Below are 17,388 nucleotides of genomic sequence, written 5' to 3'. Positions count from 1 at the left end.
CTGGCCGGGCAGCGCGGGCGCAGACAGACCGTGTCAGGGCCACCCTGGGATCAGAACGCGGGCCAGGGAATCGGGCGCGACGAGTTCGGGATCGGCATCACCGGATGCTCGAGCAGCGCTTTCGTGCGTTCGGTCAGCGCGGTGATCTCGGCGTCGGTGATGTGCTCGGCCAGTGAATCGGCCACCGAGCCCGGCAGGTTCGCGGCGAACGCGGTGATGTCGGCGAGCAGTGACGCGTGCACCGGACGCCCGGCCCAGCCCCACAGCACCGTGCGCAGTTTCGGCTCGGTGTGCAGGCAGATGCCGTGGTCGACGCCGTAGACCTGCCCGTCGACACCTTCGAGCGCGTGTCCGCCCTTGCGGTCGGCGTTGTTGAGCAGCAGGTCCAGCACCGCCATCCGTTGCAGGCGTGGATCGTCGGCGTGGATCAGCGACACCTCGTTGCCCTCGCCATCGAGGGCGCGCAGTACCTCGCAGAAACCGTCGGGCACCGTCCCCGGCCTGCACAGGTCGACCAGGTCCAGCCGCGGCTTCGGCTCGGTGTGATGGTCGACCGAGGTGACCCAGCGCTGCACCATGCCGGGCCCGAACGGCCCGTCGCGCAGCACCGTTTCCGGGATCACCCCCCAGCCCAGCTGCTCGGAGATCAGGTAGGAGGCGACTTCCCGGCCGGCGAGCGTGCCGTCCGGGAAGTCCCACAGCGGACGTTCCCCGCGCACCGGCTTGTACACCACCCGCAGCGGCGCCCCGTCGGGCTCGGGCGCGGCGATCTCGCACACCAGCGTCAGATTGCTGGCGACGCCGACCCGGCCGACGATGTCCAGCTCGCCTGCGGTGAGCGCGGTCACCGGATCACTCCTCTTCGAGCTCGGCCGCGCCGAAGATCTCGCCCCGCTTGTAGCCGTTGGTGCGCACACACATGTGCCCACGCGCGGAAAGCGGTTCACCGCACAGCGGGCACGGCGGCCTGCCCGCCGCGATCACCCGCGCCGAGCGCAACGCGAACTCGCGGGCCTGGATCGGGGTCAGGAACACCCGCACGGCGTCGGGGCCCTCCTCGGTGTCGTCGAGCACCACCGATTCGTCGACCTCGGTCTCGGTGATCGCCAGCAGTTCCACCACCACGGCACCCGCGTCGGCGTCCCAGCCCAGACCCATGGTGCCGACCCGGAACTCGGTGTCGATCGGGGTCACCAGCGGCGCGACATCGCGCACGTCCTCGCCCTGCGGCGGGACCTCGGCGCCGAAGCGGCGGGCCACCTCGTCGAGCAGCAGTCCCATCCGGTCGGCGAGCACCTTCACCTGCTGCTTCTCCAGCAGCACGCTGACCACGCGCGGTTCCTGCACGGCCTGCAGGTAGAACGAACGATCGCCCGGCTCACCGACGGTACCGGCGACGAAACGATCGGGGGTGCGGAATACATGGATTGCGCGTGACACATGCACCTCCTGATACGTGACCCTGTTCGACACTCACGAACACCCTCCCTCTAAGGAGAATCGCGGTGTCCCGCATTCCCATTATCCGCGCCCGCGCCATTGCTCACCTCTCCACCGGGAGTCGGCGGGGCGGTGACGGCGAGGGCGGACAGGTCGGCGCCGGTGTCGTTGAACTTCCACACCGACGGCCCGACCGGGCTGTACCGGACGACGCTGATCGAGGCGGGTTCCACCGCGATCCGCTGAAAACTGTCCAGATGCAGGCCGAGTGCGTCGGCCAGGATCGATTTGATGATGTCGCCGTGCGCGCAGGCCACCCACAGCACGTCACGGCCGGCCTGCTCGGACAGCCGGCGTTCGGTGTCGCGGATCGCGGCGACCGCACGCTGCTGGACCTGGGCCAGGCCCTCCCCACCGGGGAACACCGCGCCGGAGGCGTGCCGCTGCACGACCTTCCAGAGCGGTTCGGTGAGCAGTTCGGCCAGCGGACGGCCGGTCCACTCGCCGTAGTCGACCTCGATGAGCCGTTCGTCGTGCTCGGGTTCGAGGCCGAGTTTCTCGGCGAGCGGGGCGACCGTGCGCTGACAACGCAACAACGGTGAGCTCGCGATGTGTTCGATCGGCAGCGTCGCCAGCCGGTCGGCGACCGCGGCGGCCTGCTCGGTACCGCGGTCGGTGAGTTCGACACCGGGAGTGCGACCGGCCAGGGTCCGCGCGGTGTTCGACGTGGACACTCCGTGCCGGAGCAGGATCACCGTCATGGGACCAGCCTAACCATCAGTGCCCGGCGGCTCAGGTCGCCGAGACGACGCCCGCGGCGAGCAGACCCATCACGACCAGGCCGAGGATGATCCGGTACCCGACGAACCAGTAGAACGAGTGCTTGCCGACGAACTTCAGCAACCAGGCCACCGAGGCGTAGCCGACGACGAACGCCAGGATCGTCGCGACCAGCAGCTGCGGGCCGCTCGCGTTGAGGCCCTCTCCGGCGGGTTCGAACGCGTCCGGGAGGCTGAACAGGCCCGAGGCGGTGACGGCGGGGATGGCGAGCAGGAACGAGAACCGGACGGCCGCTTCACGCTGCAGGCCGAGGAACAGGCCGGCGGTGGAGGTGGCGCCGGAGCGCGAGACGCCGGGGACCAGCGCCAGGCACTGCGCCAGGCCCATGACCAGGCCGTCGCGGGTGGTCAGCTGCTCGATCGGGCGGGTCTTGCTGCCGAAGTGCTCACCGGCGGCGATCACCAGCGCGAACGCGATCAGCATGAACGACACCAGCCACAGGTTGCGGGCACCGGTGCGGATCTCGTCCTTGAACAGGAACCCGAGCACGCCGATCGGGATGGTGGCGATGATCACGTACCAGCCGACGCGGTAGTCGAGTTCGCGCTGGGTGTCGCGTTCGTAGGCGTCGCGGGCGCTGCGATCCATCACCGGCAGCCGGGTGGTGACCCGGTCGGCGACCGCGACCTCGCGCTGGGATCGTTCGCGCAGCCGCATGCCGAGGGTGGTGAACCAGGCGACGATGATCCGCCAGATGTCCTTGGCGAAGTACACCAGGACCGCGGCCTCGGTGCCGAGCTGGGTGACGGCGGTGAACGAGGCGCCGGCGTCGTCGCCGAAGAACACGCCCGAGACGATGCGCAGGTGCGCCGACGACGAGACCGGCAGGAACTCGGTGAGTCCCTGCACCAGCCCGAGTACCAATGCCTGTACCCAGGTCATCGACTCGCCCACCGTGTCCTCCTGCTTACTCGCGCCCGAAAGACCGCGTCCTCCTGGGCTTTTGCTTCACGTGCGGCCGGGTGGGGCCGCGATCCCGCAGCGACCCTACCCGCCCGGCCGCACCGGTGCCGCCCGCCCACCTAGGGATCTGCTGAGAGTGCGCGACGCCACGGGTCGTCGGCGAAGACGGCGGGGAGCCGCCCATTAGGCTGGTCGCCGTGACGAAAACGCGGGCGCGGTGATGGAACAGCGAACGGTGGGACGCAGCGGCCTCCGGGTGTCGCGGATCGGGTTGGCGACCCATACCTGGGGGACCCATACCGACGCCGACGAGGCGTCCGTGCAGCTGGCGGCGTTCACCGAGGCCGGTGGCACGCTCGTCGACACCTCCCCGGTCTACGGCAACGGCGCGGCACAGCGGATCCTGGCCGATCTGCTCGGCGACCTCGTCGCCCGCGACGAGCTGGTGCTCAGCGGCAGCGCGGGGGTCGTACTGCACGCGCCCGGTGCCGGGGTCGGTGATTCCGTGCCCGCTCCGGCGGCGACCGGCCCGGTGGTCGACGCGTCGCGGCGGACCCTGCTCGCCCAGCTCGACCGCACGCTGCGCGAGCTCGGCACCGACCACCTCGACATCTGGAGCATCGCCGCCTGGGATCCCTACACCCCGCTCGACGAGGTCGCGGCGACCCTGGAGACCGCGGTCCGCACCGGCCGCACCCGGTATGCCGGGGTCCGCGGCTTCGCGGCCTGGCAGCTGGCCAGTCTGGCGGCGATCGCACCGATCACCGCGGCGCAGACGCCGTACTCGCTGCTGGCGCGAGGCACCGAGTCCGATGTGATCCCGGCCGCCCGCCACCACGGGGTCGGCATCATCGCCTCGGCCCCGCTGGCCGGGGGCATTCTGACCGGCAAGTACCGCGACGGCGTGCCCGCGGATTCGCGAGGCGCGGACGAGGCGACCGCCGCCGAGATCCGGCGCAGGCTCGACGACGAGCGCGCGACGCGCGTGGTGGACGCGCTGGTCACCGCGGCCGACGGCCTCGGTACCTCGCCGCTGGCGGTGGCCCTGGCCTGGATCAGGGACCGGCCCGGCATCGCGAGCATGATCGTCGGTGCCCGTGACATCGGTCAGCTCACCGGCGTGCTGGCCGCCGAGACCCTCGAGTTGCCGCGCGCGATCGCGGCGGCCCTGGACGATGTGAGCGCCCGTTCCGAATGATGGCTAGCCTTACCTGCATGAGACTGCGTGGTGTGCTGACGGCGATGCTCGCGGCGACGGTGCTGACCGGCGCCGTCGCCTGCACAGGCGGCAACACCGCATCGACTGCCACCACCGGCGGTCCCGTGACCGCCCAGCTGACCGACCTCGACCCGGTCCCGATCGGCACCGCGCCCACACCGCGGCTGCCGGTGACCGCGCGGTCCTTCGACGGCACCGAGGTGACTGTCACCGACACCTCGCGCATCATCGCCGTCGACCGCTACGGCACCCTCGCCCAGACCGTGTACGCGCTCGGGCTCGGCGCGAATCTCGTCGGCCGCAGCACCTCCGCGTCCTTCCCCGCCGTCGCGACCGTGCCGAACGTGGCTGGCGGCAACGGCAGCCTGAGCGTCGAGGCCGTGCTCGCGCTGCGCCCGTCGGTGTTCCTCACCGACACCACCAGCGCCGCCCCCGCGGTCCGCGAACAGCTGCGCGCGGCGGGCGTGAACGTCGTCTACTTCGACCCGGACCGCACCATGGACGGCGTGGTCCCGCAGATCGAGGCGGTCGCCGCCGCGCTCGGCGTGCTGGAGGCGGGGACCGCACTCGGGCAGCGCACCCGCGACGAGATCGCCGCCGCCACGGCCCGCGTACCGAAGCAGGACCCGCAGCCCAAGATCGCCTTCCTCTACCTGCGCAGCAGCGCGATCACCATGATCGCGGGACCCGGCTCTGGCGCGGATTCGCTGGTCACCGCCATCGGCGGGATCGACGCGGGCACGGCGTCCGGGGTGAAGGAACCGTTCACCGCCATCACCAGCGAGGCGATGATCGCCGCGGCACCGGACGTGCTGCTGGTCATGTCGGACGGGCTGAAATCCGTCGGCGGGGTCGACGGACTGGTGAAGGTGCCCGGCATCGCCCAGACCCCGGCCGGTCGCAATCACCGGGTGGTCGACATGGCCGACGCGGTGGTGCTCAGCTTCGGCCCCAACACCGGCCGCGTCATCACCGCCCTGGCCGACGCCGTCTACGGCAAGCCGGCATGAGCGATGCCCCGGACCTGACGAGATCCGCGAACGCCCCGCGGATCGACGACGCGACGCCGGACCCGCTGCCGCACCCCCGGCACCGGACCACCCGGGTGGCCGTCGTCTTCGCCGTCGCGCTGCTCGCCTTGGTCGTGCTGGCGCTGGTCTCGGCGGTGCTGGGGCAGGTGCCGACGACCGCGGCCGAGGTGCTGGGCAGCGTCGCGCACCGGATCGGCCTCGACATCGGCCCGCTGCCCGCCCATCCGGCGGGCGAGGTGACGCTGTGGGAGGTGCGGTTCCCGCGGGTGGCGCTGGCGATCCTGGTCGGGGCCTCGCTGGCGACGGCGGGGGCGTTGCTGCAGGGCGTGTTCGCCAACCCGCTCGCCGAACCCGGCGTGATCGGGGTGTCGGCGGGCGCGGCGGTCGGGGCGGGCACGGTCATCGTGGTCGGCGGCGCGTTCGTCGCGGCCTGGTCGGTGGCCGCGGCCGCGTTCGTCGCCGGACTACTCACCACCGTGCTCGTGTACCTGCTGTCGCGGTCGGGCGGGCGCACCGAGGTCGTGACACTGATCCTGACCGGTGTCGCGATCAACGCGTTCGCGGGCGGTCTGATCGCGCTGCTGCTGTTCGTGGCCACGCCCGCCGCGCGCGACCAGATCGTCTTCTGGCAGCTGGGCAGCCTCAACGGCGCCACCTGGCAGTCGGTGGCGATCGTGGCGGTGCTCGCCTCGGTCGGGATCCTCGCTGCCGTCCTGATCGCGCCGCGCCTGGATCTGCTCGCCCTCGGTGATTCGGCCGCCCGGCACCTCGGTGTCGACGTCGAACGGCTGCGCAGACAGGTCATCGTGGTGGTGGCCGTGCTGACCGCCGCGGGTGTGGCGTTCAGCGGCATCATCCTGTTCGTCGGGCTGATCGTGCCGCACGTCGTGCGCATGCTGGTCGGGCCGGGCCATCGGGTGCTGGTGCCGCTGAGCGCGATCGTGGGCGCGGTGATCCTGCTCGGCGCCGACGTCGTCGCGCGCACCCTCGTCGACAATGCCGATCTGCCGCTGGGCATGCTGACCTCGCTCATCGGCGGTCCGTTCTTCTTCTGGCTGCTGCGCCGCACCAGGGCCCGCGCGGGAGGCTGGGGATGACCGACATCCGACCCCACGATCCGGCGCTCGCCCCGCCCGTCACGCCGCCGCGACGCACCCGATCGTGGCGCGGCCTGTTCACCAGGACACCCGATGTCCCGCAGCGGCCGGAACCCGGCACCGTGACGTTGCGCGCGGTCGGCCTGACCGTGCGCCGGGGCAGCCGGACCGTGCTCGAGGACGTCGACTTCCAGGTGGCGGCCGGTGAGATCGTCGCCCTGGTCGGCCCGAACGGGGCGGGCAAGTCGAGCCTGCTCGCCGCGCTCGCCGGGGAACTCGAACCCGGTTCCGGCACCGTGAAACTCGAAGGCCACGCGCTCTCGCACTGGACCCCCGCCGACATGGCGCGCCGCCGCGCGGTGCTGCCGCAGTCCCACGCCGTCGGCTTTCCGTTCACCGCGCGCGAAGTCGTCGCGATGGGCCGCGCACCCTGGTTGCACACCCCCGCCGCCGACCACGACGACGAGCTGATCGCCGCCGCGCTGGCCGCCACCGACGTCACCCATCTGGCCGAGCGGATCTTCCCGTCCCTGTCCGGCGGTGAACGCGCCAGGGTCGCCCTGGCCCGCGTCCTCGCCCAGGACACTGCCACCCTCCTGCTCGACGAGCCCACCGCCGCACTGGACCTCGGCCACCAGGAAGCCGTCCTGCGCCTGGCCGCGACCCGCGCCGCCGAGGGCACGGCCGTGGTCGTCGTCGTGCACGATCTCGGTGTCGCCGCCGCCTACGCCGACCGGGTCACTGTCCTCGACGCCGGCCGCGTCGCCGCCGACGGCCCGCCCCGCACCGTCCTGACCCCCGACCTGCTCACCGAGGTCTACCGCCACCCCGTCGACGTCTTCGACCATCCGGTCACCGGGGCGCAACTCGTGCTCCCCGAGCGCGGCCACGCCTGATCCGGTTGCTCGAATCCAGTTATTGACCCAGAGGTCTAGAACAGATACGGTCGAATCATGGCCAGGCCACGCAACTTCGACGCCGACACGGTGATCGATCGCGCCATGGACCAGTTCTGGTCCTACGGCTACGCCAACACCTCGCCCGCTCAGCTCGCCGATGCCACCGGCATCGGAAAAGGCAGTCTCTACAACACTTTCGGCAGCAAGCGCGCCCTGTTCGAGCAAGCGCTCGAACGCTACGGCCGCAACGGTGTCGCCATGGCCGAGGACTACATGTCCCGGCCGGGTTCCACTCGCGACTGCCTGCGCGCCTACCTCCGTGCCGCCGTGGACCTCGACTTCACCACACCCCTGCGGCGCGGCTGCCTGGCGGTCAATACCGCCGCCGAGTTCGGTGACCGCGACCCCGCGATCGTCGCGACCCTGCGGGGGATCGAGCGCCGCATCGTCGCGGCGTTGACCGCCCGCATCGATCAGGGGCGCCGCGACGGCGATGTCGACGCCACCGTCGACCCGGCCGCGATCGCCGCGCTGCTGTTCACCACCAGCGCCGGCCTGCGCATTATGGCCAAGACCAACGACACCCCCGAGCTCTACCGCCTCGTCGACGTCGCGCTGACCGTCCTCTGACTTCCCACCCCGCCATCGAGCGGCTTCCGACTGCCCGAATATTTGACCTGTAGTTCAAGAAAGGTATCTCCATGGATCTCGCACTCACCGGCAAGACCGCCGTCGTCACCGGCGCCTCCCGCGGCATCGGCCTCGCCGTCGCCGAAGCCTTCGCCGAGGCCGGCGTCCGGGTCGTCGGCGCGGCCCGCACCATCACCCCGGAACTCGACAAGGTCTCGGCCGCCACCGTTTCCGCCGACCTCAGTACCCGCGACGGCGCGGTCTCGGTCATCGATGCCGCCCTCGAGGCAGTCGGCGGCATCGACATCCTGGTCAACAACGTCGGCGGCGGCGACCCGGAGTGGCTCGACCTCGACGGCTTCCTCACCAGCACCGACGAGCAGTGGCGCCACTACCTGGACCTGAACCTCTTCAGCGCGATCTGGACCACCCGCGCCGCCCTGCCCAGTCTCCTCGAGCGGCGCGGCTCCATCATCAACGTGTCCTCGATCAACGCCCACGTCCCCGGCTCGGGCCCGGTCGGCTACAGCGAGGCCAAGGCAGCCCTGGCGTCGTTCGGCAAGCGCCTCAGCGAAGAGTTCGGCCCCCAGGGCGTGCGCGTCAACACCATCTCCCCCGGCCCCGTCGGCACCCGCATCTGGCGCGACGAACACCGCATCGGCGCCAAACTCGCCTCCGCCCAGGGCATCTCCCAGGAACAATTCCTCGACGCACTCCCCACCCAGTTCGACATCGCCTCACGCCGCATCACCGAACCCGAGGAAGTAGCCGCCCTGATCGCCTTCGCCGCCTCCGGCAAGGCCGCCAACATCGTCGGCGCCGACCTCGTCATCGACGGCGGCATCATCAAGACCACATAACCGACACCCGGCGGCAGGCCCGACCACACCGGACCTGCCGTCGGACCTCGGCGTCACAGCTCGCGCACCCGAAGCCATTCGCTCGCTATGGCGATGTCCGCGGCGGTGACAGCGTGTCCGACAGGCAGCACACGATGGGTCACCGGCGCGCCGACGCGGCGCAGCCGTTCCGCCAATCGCCCACCGTCGCCCGCTGATCGGCGATCGTCGTCCGCGCCGTCGACGATCAGCACCGGAGTACGGTCCGACCGGTAGCGGGCATCGTCGGTGAAGGGCGACAGCGGCCGCAACAGGATCGCCCCCGCGAGTAGCCCGGGATGGTCCATCAGCAGCGCCGCGGCCATGATCGCGCCGTTGGAGAACCCGATCGCCACCGGCCGCCGGGTGAGCTCCAGTCGGGCACACGAATGTTCGATGAACTCCGCGAGCACCGGCGTTCGGGCGTCCAGATCGGCTTCGTCCACCCGGCGGTCCGGACAGCGGCGGAAGAACGCGTACCCGCCGTCCGTGGCGACCGCTCCCCGGATACCCACTCCCGGTGCGCCGGGCGATACCTCCCCAGCTACCGGCAGCAGATCGGATTCGGTGCCGTCCGAGCCGTGGAGCAGCACGAGAGGCGCACGGGCGGTATCGGTGCCCAGGACATGCGGGAGTGCGCCCGTGGTCACCGCCAGATGATCTTGAGGAGGGCGGGGGTGAGGACCATGCGGATGATCGTCGCGTCGATGACGAGGGCCACGATCATGCCGTAGGCGATGTATTTCATCAGGACCAGGTCGGAGAAGCCGAAGGCGCCGGTGACGACGATGAGGATCGCGGCCGCCGAGGTGATGACGCCACCGGTGTGGGCGACCCCGTAGCGGATGGATTCCGGCGCGTCGGCGCCCGAGGCCCGTTTCTCCGCGATCCGGGACAGCAGGAACACCTCGTAGTCGGTCGACAGGCCGAAGATCACCGTGACGATCAGCGCCACCACCGCGAACATCAGCGGACCGGGGGTGAACTGGAAGGTCGCAGCCCCGTGCCCCTCCACGAAGATCCAGGTCAGCACGCCCAGCGTGGAGACCAGGCTGAGCGCGCTCATCGCGACGGCCTTGACCGCCAGGATCACCGACCGGAACGCGATGATCATCATCGCCAGGGCCGCGGCCATCAGGATCGCCAGCAGCAGTGGCAGCCCGTCGATCAGGCCGTTGATGCTGTCGCGTTCCAGCGCCGGGATGCCGGCGACCATGATCTGCACGCCCGGTGGTTCGGGCAGGGCCCGCAGGGTGTCGATCACCTGGTCGGCGTCGCGTTTGTCGCCCAGCCCGGCCGAGAGCACGTTGACGCCGTCCTTCGTCGGCGCGGCGGGCTCGAACCTGCCGGTCAGCCCGGGGACCTGATTGGCCTCGTACCGGATGTCGCTGAGCTGCTGGGGTGTCGCGTTCACCACGACCAACTTCAGCGGTTCGGTGCGGAACCCGGGAAACAGGCGGTCGAAGTCCTCCTGCGCGACGCGCGCCGGATTGTCCGCGGCCAGGTACTTCTCGCTGATCCCACCGAACTCGATGTGCCGCAGCGGAATACTCAGCGCGAGCAGCCCGAGCACGATCGGGATGACGACCGCCCACGGCCGCCGCATCGCCCACTGAGCCAGCCGGGAGAAGAACCCGGCATCGATCTCGGCCTCGGTCTTGCTGCGGGAGAACCGCTTCCAGCCCAAGAAGTCGATGCGCCTGCCCGCGATGCTCAACGCGGCGGGCAGGGCCGTCACCGACAGCAGCGCGGCCAGCATGACCGCGGAGATACCGCCGTAGGGCACCGATCGCAGCACGCCGTTGGGGAAGATGAACAGCGCGCCGAGACTGATGGCGATGATCGCGGCCGAGAACAGCACGGTGCGCCCCGCGGTCGCGACGGTGCGCGCGGTCGCCTCCTCCACGCTGCGCCCCGCCGCCAGCTCCTCCCGGAACCGGGTGACGGTGAAGAGCCCGTAGTCGATCGCCAGACCGAGGCTGACCAGCGTCATCACCGCGCTGGCGAACACGTTGACCTCGATATGGGCGGTCAGGAAGCGCAGGATGCCGGAGGTGCCAAGAACGGTGAGCCCGCCGATCATCACCGGCAGCAGGGCCCCGATCACGCCGCCGAACACGAAGTACAGCAGGATCGCCACGATCGGCAGCGCGATGAGCTCCGCGCGCCGGATGTCGTGCTGCATCCCGATATTGATGCCCTCGACCACCGGCTGCAGCCCCGCCAGCTGCACGGTCGTCCCGCCCGGCCCCGCCCCGGGAACATCGGCGTTCAGATGGGGTTTCAGGGCCAGGTAGTTCTCGACCGTCGCCGTACCGCCGCCACCGGCCAGGCCGATGCTGGCGAACGCGTGCTGCTTGGTGGGATCGGAGGCGTTCGCCGAGAACGGTGAGTCCCAGTAGCTGTCGATCTTGTGGATGCGTTCGCCGTAGCGTTCGCGCAGGTCGGCCAGCGCGGCGACGACGGGGCCGCGCACCTGCGGATCGTCGACGGTGGTGCCCGGCGGCGCGGTGTAGATGACGATCAGGTCGCCGTCGGTGTCACGGCCGAAGATGTCGTCGGCGAGCTTCGAGGCCGCCACCGACTCGCTGGACTCGTCGAACCAACCCTCCTGGGTGTAGCGGCCGGCCATGTCGCGGCCGTACCAGCCCGAGATCAGCACCGTCAGGACGAACACTCCGAGCACCAGGTAGCGGTGGCGGTGGACGAACCGTCCCCACCGCATCGAACGCGATTCCCGCATCGTCAGCCGCAGGCGGCGGTGCGGTAGTCGGCCGAGCGCAGGATGCCGCACAGATCGGTGCGCGAGATCTTCCACTTCCCGTCGAGCAGCACGAAATGCACGATGGTGGTGCGGATATTGGTGCCCGAACCGTCCTTGTCCAGGCGCATGGTGGCGGTCAGGGTGCCATCACGATTGTCGAAGACCGGGTCGACCACGCCGTACACCGCGTGCGGATTGTCCCGCAGCGCCTTGTACATGTCCGGGATCGCATCCTTGAACGCGGCGCCGTCCTCGATCAGGTCGGTGCGTTCGACATCGGGCAGGTTCGGATCGAGCGCGCGCTTGATCTGCGCGTCGAGTTCCGCGGCGGTCGGCAGCGGCACGTTGGCCTTGCTCGACGACACCGAGATGGAGGAGGACAGGGAGGCGTTGGCCGAGGACCGTGCGGCGTCGACCGAGGCCTCGTCGGTGCCGCCACCGCAGGCGGTGAGGGCGACGAGGGCCGTGAGGCAGGCGGTGGCCGCAGCGGCCCTGGCGAAAAATGTGGAAGACATCACCATCTACATACCATCAATGACCGCGCTGATCCGGCCCAGGATGCTCCGCACGGTCGTGGTGTCCCGCGGTACGGCGGTCGGGACCGGGATCGCGTCGTGGATCAGGTCGCGCACGAACGCGGCGACACTGCGCTCGTCGCCGAGGTCGATATCGGTGACCTGAGCCTGCGCGGTGGCGACCACGTCGTCGGCGCCCGGCACAGCTTCGCCCAGGTCGGGGCGGTAGATCTGCACCGTGAGGGTGGCGCGGCGGGTACGGAAGGTGAAGGGGCGGCCGTCGTCGGTGGTACCGAAGCCGTGAGCGAAGGGGCCGACGGAGATGTCATCGATGCCGAAACCCGCGGTTGTCCGGTCGGTCATCGCGCTGATCTCCTGCCGTTCGCCGGTAACGGATTGTCGACACGTCAACAGTAGCCCCCGCCACCGACAGGCCCGACGCGCGCCACCCGGTCGGAGCTACCGGTGAGTCATCATGGTCAGATGGTGATCAGCGGTCACCTCGTGAGATTAGGAGTTCGGTGCATGCGCCCTCGCGGCTCGGTCGCCTCAGCGCTGGTCGGCGCGGCGGCACTGGTATTGCTGACCGGTTGTGCCGGTGAGGACGGCGCCCCGGACGTGCCGACCAGGGAACCCGCCACCGCGGCCGTCTCCCCCGCCACGGCTACCACCCCGGCGGGGCAGGTCGTCCCCGCCGCCGCGACGAAAGCCCTGCTGGCCGAACGCGAGACCGGACGCCTCGCGGCGCTCGACACCGCGGGCACCACGCTGTCGCTGATCGACCCTGCCGCGCCCGCCACCGCGCGGACCGTCACCCTGCCCGCCGCGGGTGCCGCGCTCGCCCAGGGCACGCCGGGGGAAGTGCTCGTCGCCGCGCAGGGCCGGGTACTGCGGGTGGATGTGGCCGCGGGCGCCGTCACCGAGGTTCCCGTCGATGGTGACGTGCACAGCGTGCAAATTCGCACCGACGGCAACCTGGTGGTCGGCACCGCCGGAGGCAAGATCGTCGAACTGCGGCCCGACGGCAGCGTCGCGCGCACCGTCACCGGCCTGGTCTCGGCCGACGCGATCGCCCTGACCGGCGAGAACATCACCGTCCTCGACCGCAAGCAGACCGCCGTCGTCAGCGTGCGCGACGACGCGCTCGGGCTGATGCTGCGGGCAGGCGACGGCGCGGCCAACGCGATCGCCGACCCGGAGGGACGGATCATCGTCACCGACACCGCGGGCGGCGAACTGCTGGTCTACTCGGCCGGTCCGCTCGTGCTCCGTCAGCGTTTCCCGGTAGCATCATCGCCTTACGCGCTCGCCTACGATCCGCGGTCCAGCACGGTGTGGGTGACCTGCACGCAGAGCAACGAGGTCGTCGGTTACGACCTGTCGACCGGGATCGGTGTCGAGGTGGGGCGGTTCCCGACCCTGCGCCAGCCCGACGCGGTGACCGTCGACCCCCGCACCGGCGACCTGTTCGTGGCCTCGGCCGCGGGCGACGGTCTGCAGCGGATCGGCGCGGACGAGCGGAAGAGAGGGCAGTGATGGCGGCCATATCTCGCGGTGGACGCTCGGCGATCCCGCCGAGCTGGGAAACCAGCAACGACGACTACGAATACGTGCCCCTGCGTCTGCCACCGGAGGTCACCCGGGTCACCGCCTCGATGCGGCTGGCCATCCAGGCCGAATTCGGTGGCTGGGAGTTGTCGCGCGTGCGCGCCTACACCGACGGCAGCCGCCGGGTGTTGTTGCGCCGCCGCAAGAATGCCGTCCTGCCTGTGCCCGAGCCCGGAATGTGAGCCGACCCATGTACGCCCTGCTACTACGCCTGATGTTCCTGATCCCGCCGGAGCGGGTGCACCACCTGGTGTTCTCCGCGCTGCGGTTCGCCACCTGGTTCCCGCCGACCCGCTGGCTCGCGCGCAGGCTGACCGTCGTCGAGGACCCGATCCTGGCGACCACCGCCTTCGGTGTCGACTTCGCCGCGCCGCTCGGGCTGGCCGCCGGCTTCGACAAGAACGCCGACGGCGCGAACACCTGGGGTTCGCTCGGGTTCGGGTTCGCCGAGATCGGCACCGTCACCGCGCACGCGCAGCCGGGCAACCCGGCGCCGCGACTGTTCCGGCTGCCCGCCGACCACGGCCTGATCAACCGGATGGGTTTCAACAACCACGGTGCCGCCGCGGCCGCCGCCCGCCTGCACGACGCGCGCCCCACGGTCCCGATCGGCGCGAATATCGGCAAGACGAAGGTCACCGAACCCGAGGCCGCCGCGGGCGATTACGCCACCAGTGCCCGGTTGCTCGGCCCGCTGGCCGATTTCGTGGTCGTCAACGTGTCCTCCCCCAACACTCCCGGCCTGCGTGACCTGCAGGCGGTCGAGTCGCTGCGCCCGATCCTGCAGGCCGTGCTGGACAGCGTCAGCGTCCCGGTGCTGGTGAAGATCGCCCCCGACCTGTCCGACGACGACATCGACGCCGTCGCCGACCTCGCCATCGAGCTGGGCCTGGCCGGCATCGTCGCCACCAACACCACCATCCGCCGCGACGGCCTGGCCACCCCCGCCGCCGAGGTCGAGGCGATGGGCGCGGGCGGCCTGTCCGGTGCCCCGGTCGCCGAGCGGTCCCTGGACGTCCTGCGCCGCCTCTACGCGCGCGTCGGCGACCAGCTGGTCCTGATCTCGGTCGGCGGCATCGAAACCCCCGAGCAGGCCTGGGCCCGCATCCTCGCCGGCGCCACCCTGCTGCAGGGCTACACCGGCTTCATCTACGGCGGCCCGTTCTGGACCACCCGGATCCACCGCGGCATCGCCGCCAACCTGCGCGCCGGTGGTTTCCGCTCGCTGGCCGACGCGGTCGGCGCCGAGCACCGCACGCCCTCGGCCTGAGGATCTATCCGTAGTTGACCTGCCGCGTACCGCCGTGCCCGAACAGGTGCGTCGCGGTGCGCGGCCTGGTCAGCGGCGGGCGCGGTGCTGCTTCGTCGGGATCGTCGAAGCGAGCCAGCATCCGCTTGTAGAGCCGGATGATCGCCTGCTCCCACACGATGCCCACGGTGTCGGCCAGCGCGTTGATCTGCGCGTGCGCGAGCCGGTCGTGCGCGGCGGTGAGGTCGCTGATCAGTTCGTCGAGTTCCATGCCCGCGTAGGCCTGGTCACGGCTGAGCCGGCGTTCCGGCAGCCAGGTCAACCGCCAGACCTCGGGGTCCGTTCCCACCCGCTCGGCGTATTCGGGGCTGCGGGTGCTGCGCATGTCGTCCGGTGTGATGTGAATGGTCATCGGATACTCCGATTCCACGAGGGGAGCCGTGCGAGCTCCCGGTTCCTGGGATGCGGAACGCGTACGTGGCGCGTTCGGCGAGTGCGTCGGCGGTGCCGACCACACCTGAGTTCGCCGGTGGATCCGTGAACTCGTCGCGCGGATATTCAGACGACCGTCCGGTATCGGTTCGGGGTGGATGTCGTCTGCACCAGACCTCCCGGGTTGTCCGGTGGGCGAAGGATCGCCAATTCCAGTGTGGCATTTGCCCTTCTATGCGGTCAATTGCCGTTGTAGATTGGTAATTGCCCGACAAGATGTTGTTCAAACACCGCCGTCACGACCATGGAGGGCAGAACGCGTGCCGATGCTCCCGCACGACGCACGAACAGACCTGGTCCGCGGCATCCTCGCGCGGCTCGGCAAGTTCTCCGGTCTCAGCGCAGAACGTTTGCGGCACACCGAGATCGGTGCGGCGCCGATCCTCGAACTACCGGTGGTGACCGGTTACGCGCAGCGCGAAGGCGTCTCCCGCGAGGAGGCGGTGCTCCCGGTGCTCCGGGAGACGACCCGGCAATTGCCCCCTGCCGACCGGCTGATCGCCGATGCCACGCTGGCTCTCGGCCTCCTCCGCGAACCACCGAACGGCGACATCGACCCCGACCTGCTCTACGCCGCCAATCTCGGCGCCCGCCGCGAGTACCTGGCGCAGCAGTGGATTCCCCTGCACACCGCGCTGGGCGTGTCCGACACCCCGGCGGCACCCACGGTGAAACGCTTGCGCACCACCGCCGAGCGGGCCGCGCTCACCGCACTCGCCGGCCTGCTCACGGCCGGTCCGGTGACGGCCGCCGGTCCCCCGCCCGGCACGACCTCGACGTCGTTGCCCACGGGTCGTTCGGTCACCGTGATCGGGGACGCGGTGATCGACCATCTCTACCGGGTGGATACCTTCCCGGCCAAGCAGTCCCCCGTCGACGGCACCTTCGCCGGTCTGCCGGGCGGCAAGGGACTCAACCGCGCCGTCGCCGCCGCCTTGCTCGGGCTCGACGTGCGGCTGGTCGCGGCCGTCGGCGACGACGCCAACGGCAGACGAATCCTCGACCTGCTCGCCGACTACGAGGTGAACCGGGACCTGGTGAAGGTGGTGCCCGCGGCCTCGACCCTGGTGACCGCGGTGGTCATGAACCACAGCGGTGAGGTGCGGCTGATCGCCTGCCGCGACGCCCGCGTGCAACTGCTCGACGACGACATCAACCGGCCCGAAGTCCGGGCAGCGCTGGCCGGGTCGGCGGTGGTCGTGCTGACCTTCGAGCAACCGGCGCCGATCATCGAGCAGGTGCTCGCCTACATCCGCGAGCTGCCCGAGCGCCCGCAGGTCATCGTCTGCGCCGCACCGAGTATCGCGGTGCCGCAGGGGCTGTACATGTATCTCGACGTCGTCGACTATCTCGTCGGCAGCATCGTCGAACTCGACGCGCTGCTGCCCGAGGTCGACACCGACTCGGCCGCGGACACCGCGCGGCGCCTGCGCGGCCTCGGGGTATCGGCCGTGTGCGCGGTGGACGGCTTCGGCTGCACCGTGTATTCCGACGACGACGATATCGTCGTCGACCACTTCCCCCAGGTCCTCAAGGCGGCGGTCGGCGCCGCGGCGGCGTTCGCGGCGGCCCTGGCCTACCGGGTGGTGCAGTCCGAAGACGCGCTCACCGCAGCCGATTTCGTGTGGGCGACGGCGGCGATGATCCCCACCCAGAAGCTGGGCGCGGTGTCGGCGGTGTTCCCCGACGTCACCGAGGTCGACCGGATCATGCACCTCTACGCGCGCGGCGGTGCGACCACCCGTAACACCGGCGTGACCCCCGGTTGATGTGCCTGGCATCACAGCCGGAGTAGAGTCGCGCCGTTGCCTTGCCCACACACC

The 17,388-nt window shown here is 70.5% G+C and carries 19 protein-coding genes; 10 read left to right on the top strand and 9 right to left on the bottom strand.

Annotated elements, in window-relative coordinates; all coding sequences use genetic code 11:
* Positions 1–50 precede the first annotated feature (50 nt).
* The 4 genes from AB0H54_RS21030 to AB0H54_RS21015 are packed head-to-tail and all read right to left on the bottom strand — an operon-like array spanning position 51 to position 3,174.
* Positions 51–848 carry an SCO1664 family protein gene (locus AB0H54_RS21030; RefSeq protein ID WP_357347008.1) on the bottom strand — a complete coding sequence of 266 codons (798 nt, stop codon included), beginning with the start codon at positions 846–848 and terminating at the stop codon, positions 51–53.
* Positions 849–852: 4 nt separating this feature from the next.
* Entirely contained in the window at positions 853–1,440 is a 588-nt protein-coding gene (locus AB0H54_RS21025) for a DUF3090 domain-containing protein (RefSeq protein WP_355272148.1), read from the bottom strand.
* Between the two features lie 50 nt (positions 1,441–1,490).
* Positions 1,491–2,201, bottom strand: a complete 711-nt coding sequence (locus tag AB0H54_RS21020; RefSeq protein ID WP_357347005.1) for a histidine phosphatase family protein — start codon at positions 2,199–2,201, stop codon at positions 1,491–1,493.
* 31 nt (positions 2,202–2,232) lie between these two features.
* Positions 2,233–3,174, bottom strand: a complete 942-nt coding sequence (locus tag AB0H54_RS21015) for an undecaprenyl-diphosphate phosphatase (RefSeq protein ID WP_357347003.1) — start codon at positions 3,172–3,174, stop codon at positions 2,233–2,235.
* Between the two features lie 229 nt (positions 3,175–3,403).
* Between AB0H54_RS21015 and AB0H54_RS21010 the strand changes: the two genes are divergently transcribed.
* The 6 genes from AB0H54_RS21010 (at position 3,404) to AB0H54_RS20985 (ending at position 8,919) form a co-directional block, all read left to right on the top strand.
* Positions 3,404–4,381 carry an aldo/keto reductase gene (locus AB0H54_RS21010; RefSeq protein WP_355272152.1) on the top strand — a complete coding sequence of 326 codons (978 nt, stop codon included), beginning with the start codon at positions 3,404–3,406 and terminating at the stop codon, positions 4,379–4,381.
* Between the two features lie 17 nt (positions 4,382–4,398).
* Positions 4,399–5,412, top strand: coding sequence for an ABC transporter substrate-binding protein (locus AB0H54_RS21005; protein ID WP_357347001.1), 1,014 nt, complete (start codon positions 4,399–4,401; stop codon positions 5,410–5,412).
* A complete protein-coding gene (locus AB0H54_RS21000) occupies positions 5,409–6,530 on the top strand; it encodes an iron ABC transporter permease (RefSeq protein WP_357346999.1) in 1,122 nt (373 codons plus the stop codon). Before AB0H54_RS21005 ends, AB0H54_RS21000 begins: the two co-directional genes overlap by 4 nt.
* A complete protein-coding gene (locus AB0H54_RS20995; RefSeq protein ID WP_357346997.1) occupies positions 6,527–7,426 on the top strand; it encodes a heme ABC transporter ATP-binding protein in 900 nt (299 codons plus the stop codon). Before AB0H54_RS21000 ends, AB0H54_RS20995 begins: the two co-directional genes overlap by 4 nt.
* A 57-nt stretch (positions 7,427–7,483) precedes the next feature.
* Complete coding sequence (locus AB0H54_RS20990) at positions 7,484–8,059, top strand: TetR/AcrR family transcriptional regulator (protein WP_357346995.1); 576 nt, start codon at positions 7,484–7,486, stop codon at positions 8,057–8,059.
* A 71-nt stretch (positions 8,060–8,130) separates the two neighbouring features.
* Positions 8,131–8,919: an SDR family oxidoreductase gene (locus AB0H54_RS20985; protein ID WP_357346993.1), complete on the top strand. Its 789-nt coding sequence runs from the start codon at positions 8,131–8,133 to the stop codon at positions 8,917–8,919.
* A 53-nt stretch (positions 8,920–8,972) separates the two neighbouring features.
* Here AB0H54_RS20985 and AB0H54_RS20980 read toward each other — a convergent pair whose 3' ends face one another.
* Genes AB0H54_RS20980 through AB0H54_RS20965 form a run of 4 tightly spaced genes read right to left on the bottom strand, consistent with a single transcriptional unit; the run spans position 8,973 to position 12,579 of the window.
* Positions 8,973–9,587, bottom strand: a complete 615-nt coding sequence (locus AB0H54_RS20980; protein WP_357346992.1) for a hypothetical protein — start codon at positions 9,585–9,587, stop codon at positions 8,973–8,975.
* Positions 9,584–11,662, bottom strand: coding sequence for an MMPL family transporter (locus tag AB0H54_RS20975; RefSeq protein WP_357346990.1), 2,079 nt, complete (start codon positions 11,660–11,662; stop codon positions 9,584–9,586). The genes AB0H54_RS20980 and AB0H54_RS20975 overlap by 4 nt, the downstream gene beginning before the upstream one ends.
* A 20-nt stretch (positions 11,663–11,682) precedes the next feature.
* Entirely contained in the window at positions 11,683–12,216 is a 534-nt protein-coding gene (locus AB0H54_RS20970; protein ID WP_357346988.1) for a hypothetical protein, read from the bottom strand.
* Between the two features lie 6 nt (positions 12,217–12,222).
* Complete coding sequence (locus AB0H54_RS20965) at positions 12,223–12,579, bottom strand: hypothetical protein (RefSeq protein ID WP_357346986.1); 357 nt, start codon at positions 12,577–12,579, stop codon at positions 12,223–12,225.
* A 162-nt stretch (positions 12,580–12,741) separates the two neighbouring features.
* Between AB0H54_RS20965 and AB0H54_RS20960 the strand changes: the two genes are divergently transcribed.
* The 3 genes from AB0H54_RS20960 to AB0H54_RS20950 are packed head-to-tail and all read left to right on the top strand — an operon-like array spanning position 12,742 to position 15,094.
* Positions 12,742–13,752: a hypothetical protein gene (locus AB0H54_RS20960; protein ID WP_357346984.1), complete on the top strand. Its 1,011-nt coding sequence runs from the start codon at positions 12,742–12,744 to the stop codon at positions 13,750–13,752.
* A gap of 8 nt (positions 13,753–13,760) precedes the next feature.
* Positions 13,761–14,006 (top strand): DUF5703 family protein, encoded by a 246-nt coding sequence (locus tag AB0H54_RS20955; protein WP_355273027.1) that lies wholly within the window; start codon positions 13,761–13,763, stop codon positions 14,004–14,006.
* An 8-nt stretch (positions 14,007–14,014) separates the two neighbouring features.
* On the top strand, positions 14,015–15,094 hold the full coding sequence (locus AB0H54_RS20950; protein WP_357346982.1) for a quinone-dependent dihydroorotate dehydrogenase: 1,080 nt from the start codon (positions 14,015–14,017) through the stop codon (positions 15,092–15,094).
* 4 nt (positions 15,095–15,098) lie between these two features.
* On the opposite strand, the gene AB0H54_RS20945 is transcribed toward AB0H54_RS20950, so the two are convergent.
* Positions 15,099–15,485 carry a hypothetical protein gene (locus tag AB0H54_RS20945; RefSeq protein WP_355272171.1) on the bottom strand — a complete coding sequence of 129 codons (387 nt, stop codon included), beginning with the start codon at positions 15,483–15,485 and terminating at the stop codon, positions 15,099–15,101.
* Positions 15,486–15,831: 346 nt separating this feature from the next.
* On the opposite strand from AB0H54_RS20945, the gene AB0H54_RS20940 reads away from it, so the two are divergent.
* Complete coding sequence (locus AB0H54_RS20940; RefSeq protein ID WP_357347553.1) at positions 15,832–17,334, top strand: PfkB family carbohydrate kinase; 1,503 nt, start codon at positions 15,832–15,834, stop codon at positions 17,332–17,334.
* Positions 17,335–17,388 lie beyond the last annotated feature (54 nt).

This window comes from Nocardia sp. NPDC050718 (assembly GCF_040654235.1).
Classification (GTDB): Bacteria; Actinomycetota; Actinomycetes; order Mycobacteriales; family Mycobacteriaceae; genus Nocardia.
Note: the sequence above shows the minus strand (reverse complement) of the source record. Positions and strands in the feature narration are given on the sequence as shown.